The organism is Bacteroides sp. AF25-5LB (genome assembly GCF_003602965.1).
Taxonomy (GTDB): domain Bacteria; phylum Bacteroidota; class Bacteroidia; order Bacteroidales; family Bacteroidaceae; genus Bacteroides; species Bacteroides uniformis.
Genome location: NZ_QTMC01000031.1, coordinates 1 through 12,190, shown reverse-complemented (window position 1 = coordinate 12,190; position 12,190 = coordinate 1). Strand labels below are relative to the sequence as shown.

Here is a 12,190-nt window from a genome sequence, read left to right as displayed (position 1 = left end):
CGGAAGTCACCACAGCTGGAACTACTACTGGGGCGGTTTCAACCAGGCACAGATAGACAAACTGAGCGGACAGATCGGCCGCCGGTGGGACGGGAACCTGTGGAGCCTGAGCCCGGAGGAAATGAAGGCACTGCGCAGCAACGTGGATATGTGGACGCAAATCCAGAATACCGGTAAGGGAGGCTATGGCGGGCGACTGACCGAGAAACTGGATGACTACATAGACCAGGCCGGCAAGCTGGAGGAACTGACCGACCAGCTGTATGAAGGGCTGACGGGCATTTCGTTCGACGGTATGTACAGCAGCTTCATCGACAACCTGATGAACATGAAGTACGGTGCCAAGGATGCGGCGGAGGATATATCCGAGTACTTCATGCGGGCGATGCTGAGCAACAAGATCGGTGAGATGTACAGCGACAAACTGAAAGGCTGGTGGGAGAAGTTCGGCAAGGCCATGGAGGACAACGAACTGACCGAGGCGGAACGGAACGCGCTGATGGAAGAGTACATGCAGTATATGGATGAAGCCCTTGCCCTGCGTGACAACCTGGCGGCAGCCACCGGTTATGACAAGACGCAGCAGGGCGGTACGAGCCAAAGTGCGAAAGCGGGCGGCTTTACGGCCATGACGCAGGACCAGGGCACGAAGCTGGAGGGCATGTTCACCGGCGGGCTGCAGCACTGGAGCAGCATGGACGACCGGCTGGAAAGCGTGGTGGAGAAGATGGACACGGCTGAAGGGCATCTGGCCCGGATAGCCGAGAACACCGGTGTGAGCGCCGGACACCTGGGCGAACTGAAGGAAGTGATAAAGAAAATGATACGTGACGGACTAAAAGTGAAGTGATATGGGCAATATACTGAGCGGACTGGTGCTGGTGAACGGCACGGACATCTGGACGGAATACGGCGTGTTCCTGGTGGAAGACCGGCGCGGGGGCATGGAGAACCTGACGGCCATCCTGACCCCGAGCAAGGCCAAGAAGGATACGGCTGTGGACATACGGGAAGAGCACGGGGAAAAATACAGCCCCGTGCTGACCCCACGGAATGAAGCGCGTGACGTGACGCTGCATTTTGCGCTTTACAACAAGACCCAGGCAGGCTGGATGAAGCAGTACTTTGCCTTTGTGAATTTCCTGAAGCAAGGGAAGGACGGCTGGCTGGAGATCCGTTTCCCCCAGCTGGATCTGCAGCTGCGGGTGAAGTATGCCGACTGTACGAAGTTCACCCCGCTGACCTATCTGTGGACGGAAGGTGTGCATGCCGGAAAGTTCCGGGTAAAGTTCCGGGAACCGAAACCGATTATATAACCATTCAAACGCTATTAGAATATGCTTCTAACGATATATGATAAAGCCGGAACCAAGCGTGCGGATGTGGCCGTGAACGACAGCTCGACGCAAAGCAAGGAGGTTCAGGGAGACAATGTGCTTTCCCTGTCGTTCAGCTATTATGCCTTCCTGCCCCTGGACGTGAACGACTACACGGACTATCTGGGCGAACGGTACTGGCTGACAGAACGCTACACGCCGAAGCAGGTGAGCGATGGTGAATGGGAGTATAACCTGAAGCTGTACGGTATCGAGAGCCTGATCAAGCGGTTCCTGGTGCTGGAGACGACGGACGGGGACACCAACCCCCTGTTTACCCTGACGGCCACGCCCCGCGAGCATGTGGCGATGGTGGTGAAGGCTATCAATAACGGCATGGGCCACATTACTGACTGGAAGACGGGTACGGTGGAAGGTACGGAGCTGATCACGATAGACTACGAGGGGATGTACTGCGACGAAGCGCTGAAAGCCATCGCGGAAAAGGCAGGCGGCAAGGTGGAATGGTGGGTTGAGGGGCAGACTGTGAACGTGTGCCGCTGCGAACACGGGGAAGAAATCACCCTTGGCTATGGCAAGGGGCTGACCTCCCTGGAAAGAGATACGAGCAACACGGCCAAATTCTATACGCGCCTGTTCCCGGTAGGCTCGACCCGCAACATCGATGCGGAGAAATACGGCAGCCCGCGTCTGATGCTTCCCGGCGGCAGGAAGTACATCGAGCAGGGCGTGGAGGAATATGGCATCTATGACCATTACGAGCAGGATGCTTTCAGCGGCATCTTCCCCCGTCGGGTCGGTACGGTGAGCTCGGTTCGCAGCGAGGAGGTGGCAGACGATGAAGGAAACAAATTCACCGTCTATTATTTCCGGGACGGGGAACTGGACTTTGACCCCAACCTGTACGAGCTGGCGGGTGAGACAAAACGTGTGTCGTTCCAGACAGGCGACCTGGCCGGACTCGGGGAGAGTGACGACCACTATTTTGAGGTGAACTACGACAGCGCGGCACGTGAATTCGAACTGATCACCATCTGGCCCTACGATGACGACACCCAGCTGCCGGGCGGCAAGCTGGTGCCCCGAGCAGGCGACACCTATATCCTGTGGAATATCCGGATGCCGGATGAGTATTACCGGCTGGCCGAAGAGGAGTTTGCGGTTGCGGTGGACGAGTACAACCGGGACCACTGGCTGGACATTGCCGCCTACAAAGCCCCGACAGACCCGGTATACATCGAGGAGCACGGCATAGACCTGTTTGTGGGCAGACGGGTGAAGCTGGAGAGCCGGAAGTATTTCCCGGAAAAAGGCTACCGTCAGAGCCGTATCACCAAGATCAGCCGCAAGGTGAACGAACCCGGGCAGATGGACATCGAGATAAGCGATGCGCTGCAGGTGGGCAAGTTCGACAAGGTGACGGACAGCATCGGTGCGCTGAAAAGCTATACGAAATCAAAGACGGAAGGCGCTGCCCTTCCGGACATCATACGAAGCTGGGACAAGACGCTGCCCACGGACAACAACCTGTTTTCCGCCCGGCGCAGCCAGAAAGAGTTCCTGAGCAAGAACCAGCCGGACACAGCCAAAGAGTCCATCCGCTTCCTGAAGGGTGTGAGCTTTGGCGAGGCTGCTGGCGGCAAGCCCTGCGGCATCGTGGATGGTGAGGGCAATGCCGAATACTTGACTGCCGTGATCCGCGAACTGCTGCGCAGCACGGAGTTTGTGGACGGGCTGACCGGTGAGGGCTGGCAGCTGTGGATTGACCAGCTGACCGGACTGACAAACCTGACGGTGGACAAAGTGACTGCCCGGCAAAGCCTGGTGGCGCTGGAACTGCTGATCGAGAAGGTGCGCAGCGTGTGCGGCCAGCTGGTGGTGTCCGCTGCCAACGGCAAGATCAAGGACGTGGTGAAGCAGGGCGACAACTACCGCATCGTGTTTGAGCAGGAATCGGGCTTTGTGGCCCATGACCTGATGCGCTGTGCGGTTACGGGTGGTAAGAAACTAAAAGCATACTGGGTGGAGGTGGCTTCGGTGATAGCCGGCGGTGTGCTGGTCCCGGTAAGCGAGTTTGGCGGGGTGAAGCCGGAGGCAGGCGATGAGTGCGTGCTGATGGGCAACACCGAAAACCCGCTCCGGCAGAACCTTATATCCATTGCGGCCACGGAGGACGGGCAGCCCCGTATCGACATTCTGGACGGTGTGAAGGCCAAGAACTTCAACGGCTGCCTTCGTTGCCGGCTGGGTAAGCTGGACGGCATCAGGAGCAGCGCTTTCCCGGCAGACAAACAGCCGAAAGGAAACGGCCTGTATGCCGACAACGTGTGGCTGAAGGGTACGTTCGTGTTGATGACGGGCGAGGACATCCTGACGCGGTTTGAGATAACCGAGGGGAAAATCCATTCAGCCGTGGAAAGCTTGCGCAAGGAAATACGCGAAGAACAGAGTTATCTGGACAACAGCAGTTTTGCCGACGGCATGGACAAATGGAAGACGGGCAGCAAGGCTACGCTGTTCACCCTGGGCGGACGCTGGATCTGGGCGAACGGCGGTCCTTACGGTACGAAGCCGGACGGCCATGCCGAGATACGGACCGAAGGCAAGGTGCCTTATGCCTATATCCGGAACAGCTATATCATGCAGAAACTGGAGGACTTCCGGCTGGTACCGGAGTACCGGCAGACGAACAGCCAGGGCGAACGGGTGCCCGGCGTGGTGTATCTGTCGTTCAGCTACCAGGTTATCAAGGCCGGAAGGTTGAAAATAGAATTTGTGAACGCTGATAAGACCGGGTTTGAGAACTTCAACATGTTCGGCCATGAAGAGGACCTGCCCGTTGGCGGTGAGAAGATGTTCACGTTGGACGGACTTTGGAACGGCACTGGCGACTTCAAGCTGTCGTTTACGGGCGTGATTTACATTTCGCTGCTGGTGTTCAGCACCAACAAGGCGGACGCACTGGCCTATAAGTACCGTACACTGTTCGAACAGAGCGACCGGCTGGTAAAGATTTCAGCGGCGGTCTTCGACAAGGACGGTAATGCGCTGAAAGAGACGGGGCTTGTCATAAAGCCTGAAGGTTCCGGTCTGTATGCGCAGGACAATACAGGAAAGATTGCCCTTATCGGGGTGAGCGTGGAGGAAGAGGACGAGTACGGAAATACCGTGAGCAAAATCAAGCTGACAGCCGACCATATACAGCTGGAGGGACTGGTAACGGCTAACGGCAACTTCAAGATACTGGAAGACGGCAGCATTGAAACGACCAACGGTAAGTTTACCGGAGAGATAGACAGCAGCAAAGGGAAAATCGGCGGCTTTGAGATAGGGAACGGCCGTATCGGTTCTGTGGCCGACTCTCACGGGAGCGGTGGCGGTCTTGCCATTTATGATGATTTTTTCCGTGTCGGCGGCAGCAAAGGATATGTGATGTTCGGTGATGATGTGATACCGTCTTCTGCAGGAGGAGCTTTTACCGCTGTCGGTCGTATCGTGAACTCAGCCCCCAATATATACGGGAATTACGGCTTCGACCAAGCGAACTATGGATTGTTTATAGATGTTACCGGCGGTACGAAGAACTACGGTATCAGCAGCAATGCGGCATTACTTGCCCCGGCGTTTATCAATACGAAAGCCAAGCTGCTTACCTTCGGAAGTGGAAACTACACGGTGGATTTCTCACAACACAATATCATTTTGATGTATTACAATGAACCCAACTACAGTAAGGTAGAGGTTACGCTGCCGTCGGAAAGTTCTGTGGCATACAAGTTCGGCATGAGTTACTTGCCTACCGATTTTGCAGCCATTGTCACGTTCAGGGTCAGACCCGGTTCAAAGAATATCATACTAAAAGGTATCTATAACCACAATGAAGATTTGCAAAACTACGAGATGGCATCCGGGGACTCCGTAACGGTACTTATTACAAAAGCGGACGGATTCCGTTACCAGATATTGAATCATTCATCCTAAAAAACAGATATATATGAAAAAGTTAGATTTCAGGAATTTCAGCGTTCCCACCGGAATAACCCGTCAGACGAGGGAGGTTTTCGATGCACGTGAGCAGATAGCCGATTTGCTGTATACGCGTGTCAGTGGCATCAAGGCCCATCGGCTTGCGTTCAAGATTTTCGAGAGTACCGGCGAGACCGAGTTCAGCGATGAGGAAACCGGGATGATACACATGGCGGTGGAACGCTATTGTCTTCCCAATGTGATAGATGCCCTGAACGAAATCCTGGGCGGGTCAGAAACCGATAAAAACGAATGAGTATGGCAGAAATGACACAAGAAGAACTGGTTCAGGAAGTGCTGGACCGTGTACTCCAGAGTTCTACCGGCGTGGAGGACTTGGAGACCGTCACCTCGCTGAGCGGTGTGAAATCACTGCCCGGGGAGAAGGACGGCAAGATGGTGAACGTCCCCCTGGAACTGATAGGGAAGCCTGCGAGCGATGCCGCCGCCCGTGCCGAGGCTGCCGCCAAGAAAGCGGAAGGAGCCGTAGCCGGACTGGAGGAAAAGACCCAGGCCGCCACGGAAGCGGCCACCAAGGCCAACGAAGCGGCAGCCAAGGCAGAAAACGCCGCTGCCAAGGTGGAACAGACTACGGCAGCAGCCATCGGCGGGGCTACCGCACGCTTTTCCTCATGGATGGAAACAGGCAACGTTTTACCTGACAAGAGTACCAAACCGGGCGGCAGCGTAGTGTATGTAGCGGATGCCGGGAAGTTCGCCTACCACATGGACTCCACCCTGTACGGGGACTGGGATGTGGCGGGTGTGCCTCCTGCCGGCATATTCATGAATGCGGACCGGACAGCCATCCTGCCGGACAAGCTCTACCTGCTGGGTGATGCCGTATATACCGGAACAGGCGGCAGCCTGAGACTGCTGGCCTACCGGCATGAGGTGATGAGCGGGGAAGCTTACGAGGCGCTGCAGGACAAGGATGCGAATACGCTGTATCTGATTTATGAGGAGGATTGACGATGATAACCATAGGCGGTAAGGAAATAACGGCTGCGTATGTGGGGAAACGTGCCCTGTCGGCTGTCTATGCCGGGGCAAGACTGGTGTGGTCTGCGATAAGCAGCTGTTTCGGACTTGGATACTGGAAAGGCGACGAGCCGTGGAACGGATCGGACGCATGGAACGGTAGCAGTAAAACTGATAAATGAATGATTATTATAAAAGGACAGTATTATGGCAAAAAGGAAAATAAGCGGAATCATCAACGCGACCGAGCATCCGATGAATCTTGAAACACCATGGAATCAGAAACAGCCGGACGGCACCTATCATGCCTATGCAGGCGATGACATCGAAGCGTTCCTGAAGAAGGAACTGTCAAACCGTACCCCTACCGAGGAACTGGTGAGCGGCGAGACGAAACCTCCTACATCCGGAACGGTGTTCGATGCGATGGTGGGTACGGTGACGGACGTGGATGTGCAGGACAGCGAGGACGGCACCCAGTACGTGATGACCGTCAAGCAGAAGGACAACCAGGGCGGCGAGAGCTCGAAGGAAGTGCGCTTTTCCAAGTACACGGACGATGACAAGGTGGTGGTGAACATCGACCTGACGGACAGCGGCGGTGCGGGACTTCCCGCCTCGCAGTATCTGGCACTGGGCAGCGGCTTTGTGGTGAAATACTCCGTAGGTGTGGGCACTGCCGGTGGCGGTACGGTGGACGGCTACAGCGACCTGAAAGCCCGCGTGATCGTGAAACGCGGTTCGACCGTCATCAGTGAGTTCCGGGATGCGGAGTTTGTGGGCGTTACAGCCGGACAGAGCTATACCTTTGACGCTTCGCCCTACCTGAAGGATGCCACTGCCTATACCGTACAGGTGGAAGCGCAGGCAACTTACCAGGACGGCACGCTGATGAAGACGGCCACGGCCAAGGTGACCATGGTGGCCATGGAGCTGGAGACCACCTACTCGGCGGGCAACGGGCTGGCCGACGGGGGATATAAAAATGACGTGAACATCCCCTTTACTGCCAAGGGCACGAGCGGTGAGAAGAACATCTACTACCGCGTGAACGGCGGACAGGCCTTTACCCTCGGTCTTTCGGCCGGCAGCGGTGTGCAGCAGAAGAACGTGACCATCCCCCTGACACAGATGCAGGAGGGTACGAACGTGGTGGAAGCCTACGCGCAGCATGAGAACTCCGGTGTGGTGAGCCGGGTGCATTACATTACGCTGCTGAAGGCAGGCGGAGGTGTGACAGCGTATGCCGGCCTGATGTTCAGCCACCGGGCAGCGGGGTTCCAGCGTGACTGGAAACACCCGGTGCTGGAGGCAGAGCAGTTCACGGCATGGAACTTCACGTATGCCGGCTATGACCGCGATGCGTACACGGCCCGTGTGAAAGTGACCGACCGGGGCAGCGTGGTGAAGGAAGACCTGCTGCAACGCGGTGAGACCGGCAGCTACGGACGGACGAACGTGAACGTGGAACCGTTGGACTACCGTGTGTCATGCGGCGATGCCGTGCTTGAGGTGCAGGTGAACACCACATCGCACCCGGACATTGAAGCCACGCTGGCACCGGATGCCGTGTGTACGTTTGACGCCTTCGGGCGAAGCAACACGGAAAACAACCCGGCAAGCTGGGTGAGCGGTGACAAGCGTATGGAGTTCCGGGACGTGCTGTGGAGCGTGAACGAATATGGTGCCGGTAGCGGCTGGCACAAGGACCGCCTGCTGCTGGCCGGTGGTGCAGGTATGACCCTGACCGCTGACGGCGGTTACCGCCCCTTCAACGAGGCGGACAAGCCCGAGGGATTTGCCATCCGTGACGTGGGCATGACGCTGGAGATAGAATACAGCACGGCCAACGTGACGGATACGGATGCCGAGCTGATCACCTGCCTGGGGCAGCTGGACAACGGCAACCGGTACGGGCTGATTGTGACTCCGGAAGAGGCCAAGTTCCTGACCGGTGTGGTGACCGAGGCGATGGATGCCGGACAGATGCTGCGCTATGAAGACTCGGTGGGTACCAAGTTCCAGCCGGGTACGAATATCCGCATTACCTACGTGTTCTATCCGAACGTGCAGACCAACGAACAGCGCACGCTGATCGGTTTCTATGTGAACGGTGAAGAGTCGGCTGCTTCCAAGTGGCTCGACAAGGTGAATTTTGACATTCAGAGCCAGTTGGAATTTAAGTCGGCGGGTGCCGACCTGAACGTGAAGAGCGTGCGTATCTATAACAAGGCGCTGACCTCGGACGAGGTGCTGAACAACTACATCGTGGACCGCAACCACCTGGAGGATGCCGACGGGGAACCGGGCGTGCGCTCACTGGATGAGGACAACCGCGTGCTGAATGAAGGAGATACGGTGAGCATGGAGAAGCTGATGGGGCTGATGAAGAAGCGCCGGAACTCGATCCTGGTACTGATAGGCACGGGCAGCGTGGGCAGTGAGGTTCCGAGCGACAGCGACACGCTGAACGTGGTGGATGCACTGGCCCAGCTGAACGACAAGAAGGCCAACAAACTGGTAAGGGAGGTCCGTTTCTATAACGGAGAGGACAGGACGCTTGACTTTATCCTTACCAACGTATATGTCCGTATTCAGGGTACTTCTTCCGTGAACTATGCCAGAAAGAACTTCCGTTTCTACTTCCAGAAGACGGCAAGCGGCTGGACGGTTACATTGAGCTACGGGGAGATTGACGGAAACGGCAGGCAGAAGAATCCGGTGGTAACTACCGGCAAAAAAAATCTCTTCAAGTTACGCAGGAACTCGGTAGGCGCGAAGCTGGCATGTTCCAAATGCGACTTCTCGGACTCGTCCATGACCACCAATACCGGAGGTGCGAAGCTTATCAATGACGGACTGAAAGAGATGGGGCTGCTTACGCCTGCCCAGCGTTACGCCAAAGACCATGGGCTGAAGGACGATTACCGTTCGGCCATCGACGGCCTGCCGTGCGACCTGTTCGTAGCGAAGAGTGCCGACGAAGACCTGACCTATTACGGCCAGTACAACATGAACAACGAGAAGAGCGACAGCTACCCCATCTTCGGGCAGGATGAGACCATCGGCGGCGAGAAATGGGGCGAGGGCGACACGCTGAACTACCTGGAAGCCGACGAGGAAGGACACAAGCAGTACCTGCCCGTCTGCTTCGAGACGCTGAACAACTCCAATCCGCTGTGCCTGTTCCACTGGTTGCCGAGTACCGAACCGGAGCATAAGGATTTCATGGACTACAACTTTGACGGAGGACTGGAATTTAATCATCCGAAAGATACCTTCTGGTCGGACGGAGGCGGTGACGCGGAGGAAGAACCGAACCTGAAAGACCACCTCGGTACCGGTGACAAGTACGACAAGATGTACAAGGCCACCGACCGCATGATGAGTTTCGTCTACCGGTGCGTAAAGGAAACGCCTGCGGGCAGGAACATGGTTTACAGCACGGAATCCCATTCGTTCGAGGGGGTGGACTATGAGGACGACGGCGACAAGTTCCCTACCGCCAAGTGGCAGAGCGATACGTTCAGGAAAGAGGCATCGAAGTATTTCGACCTTCCCCACCTGATTGCCTACTATCTGTACGTGCAGTTCAACCTCGGCGTGGACCAGCTTGCGAAGAACATGCTTATCCGCACATGGGACGGTGTGAAATGGTTGATTGACTATTATGACGGCGACTGCCAGCTCGGTTCTGACAACAAGTCGTTCCTGACCGGGAAGTATGACGACAACCGCCAGACGAAGCGCGACGGGGCTTATGTGATGCAGGGTCATAACTCGTGGCTGTGGAACCTCATCGTGGCCAATTGCTGGGACATGATTGTGGAGATTATGGTGAGCGGATGGAACGGGGGCGCAAGCTTCATGAGTGCCTTCAGTATCCAGAAAGCCATTGACCATTTCGATACCGAACAGATGAAGAAGTGGTGCTCGCGCCTCTATAACAAGTCCGGCATCTTCAAATACATCTATCCGTTCCTGAACGAAATGCCGGTGGGTGCGGACGGAGCCAAACAGACCTATCCGCAAATCTACGGTCTGAAGGGTTCGTTGAAAGCACACCGAAACTACTTCATCCAACGCCGGTATGACCTGAAGCAGGTGGAGTACGGCTATGTATCCACGCTGGGTGCCCAGTTCTACCAGAGTACGGCATCGCTGGACAAGGCCTACACGCTGAAACCGATGCAGTACCGTCTGACCATTCCGTACCGTGTGCAGCTTTCCACCAGCAACGGCGTGCAGGCCGACAGCGGCGTGGTGGATGCGGACGTGCTCCACTCGTTGCAGCTGACCCGTGCCTTCGGTGAAAATGACCCGTTGAAGATCATCGGTGCGGCGAAAGTCAAGGAACTGGTTTGGCATGAGGATGCGTTCGCAATCGGCTTCAACTTCGGTCTGCTGACCTCACTGGTAAAACTCGACATGAGCGTGGAGAAAGCCAGCGGTTACCGGAATGGCTCGTTCATGGCTTCGACGAACGGCATGCTGCTTCTGGAAGAAGTGAACATACGGAACAACCGGCTGGCCCGGAACGGGGACAACGGCAATGTGGCTACTTTGGACTTGAGCTGGCAGGGCCGCCTGAAGAAACTGGACGTGAGGGGTACGGGGCTGACCCGTGTGAAACTGGCCACCGGTGCGCCCGTTGTGCAGTTATGCCTGCCGGACACGATTGAGGAACTGTTCCTGGAATATCTGACCAAGCTGTCCGACAGTGGCCTGATACTGGAAGGCATCAATAATGTGCGGGGCTACCGCTACACCAACTGCCCCGGCATCGACGGGTTCGCTATGCTGGAACGCCTTCACCAGGCCAGACTGAACGGCAGCGGCAAGCTGGAACGCTTCGTGCTGGAGATAGACCGGGAAGACGACGGAACCCTGCTGAAGAAGTATTACGACTACGGAACGTATACGCAGACGGGTGCCGTGGATGACCGGCATTCGGGACTGAGGGGCAAGCTGACCCTGACGAAGTATCTGGCTGATGAGGAACTGGAGAAGTATGCCGCCCGTTATCCGGAACTGACCATCAAGCAGCCGCCCTATACGATGATTGAGTTTGACGACAGTGTGGCCGACGATGCCAATGTTTCGAACCTGGACAACAAGACGGGGTACAAATTCGGCAATACGTACAAAATGAGCGGGCATGTGAATGCCATCCTGTCCAAGCGCCACCGCGTATTGGCCAAGGTGACCAGGATGCCCACGAGCCGGAAGGTGGAGATAGCCGGGCAGCAGGTGGAAGTGAACAACCCGGACGGGGAGATGACCTATTTCCCCCTGCATGACGAAAGCTCGAACTTCTATGCCGATGCGGAGGATATGAACGATTGCACGGTGGCGAAGCTGGACGGCAGCGAGGGAGACTGGATGATGTATGAGCCGTTTTACTGGAGCAAAGGCATCAACGATTATTTGAACAACAAGAAGTACGCCTGCTACAGCAGTTATCCGGAGGACGAAATGCCCCCGGTGCCTGAGGCGACGGTACTGACACTGGATGCCATCAAGGAGACACAGGGCGGCTGGCTGGGTGAACGCAAGATCATGAGCGGCAAGCCCACGCTGATGGAATCCTATACGACGGACAAGGCTTATTCCGTGTGCAAAGTGGACGTGTCGGGTTACAGACGTGTCCGCTTCCCGAGCGTTCCAGGAACAGGGCTTATCGGCAGTGTGTTTGCTGATGCGGAGGGAAACATCCTGAAGAGTATTGTGGTGCCGACCATCGGCTTGAAATTTGAAGCCGGCATGTATCTGATAGCAGACGTTCCGGAACGTGCTACAGCCCTGCATTTCTCCATTCTGAACACGGCAGAGTTTGACTGCGTGGT

Annotated in this window: 6 protein-coding genes and 1 pseudogene; all 7 read left to right on the top strand. The window is 56.3% G+C overall.

What is annotated here, in order from left to right; genetic code table 11:
* Window positions 1–850 (top strand): annotated as a pseudogene (locus DWY57_RS20390) (NAD-glutamate dehydrogenase); the annotation flags it as partial.
* A gap of 1 nt (window position 851) precedes the next feature.
* Window positions 852–1,316 carry a hypothetical protein gene (locus DWY57_RS20385; RefSeq protein ID WP_005798248.1) on the top strand — a complete coding sequence of 155 codons (465 nt, stop codon included), beginning with the start codon at window positions 852–854 and terminating at the stop codon, window positions 1,314–1,316.
* A 21-nt stretch (window positions 1,317–1,337) separates the two neighbouring features.
* Complete coding sequence (locus DWY57_RS20380; protein WP_117892723.1) at window positions 1,338–5,318, top strand: hypothetical protein; 3,981 nt, start codon at window positions 1,338–1,340, stop codon at window positions 5,316–5,318.
* A 13-nt stretch (window positions 5,319–5,331) separates the two neighbouring features.
* Window positions 5,332–5,619, top strand: coding sequence for a hypothetical protein (locus DWY57_RS20375; RefSeq protein WP_005798244.1), 288 nt, complete (start codon window positions 5,332–5,334; stop codon window positions 5,617–5,619).
* On the top strand, window positions 5,616–6,335 hold the full coding sequence (locus DWY57_RS20370) for a hypothetical protein (protein WP_007571287.1): 720 nt from the start codon (window positions 5,616–5,618) through the stop codon (window positions 6,333–6,335). Before DWY57_RS20375 ends, DWY57_RS20370 begins: the two co-directional genes overlap by 4 nt.
* A 2-nt stretch (window positions 6,336–6,337) precedes the next feature.
* A complete protein-coding gene (locus tag DWY57_RS20365) occupies window positions 6,338–6,526 on the top strand; it encodes a hypothetical protein (RefSeq protein ID WP_007562482.1) in 189 nt (62 codons plus the stop codon).
* A gap of 25 nt (window positions 6,527–6,551) precedes the next feature.
* Window positions 6,552–12,190: hypothetical protein (locus DWY57_RS20360; RefSeq protein WP_119962345.1), on the top strand; the 5,639-nt coding region annotated here is incomplete at its 3' end.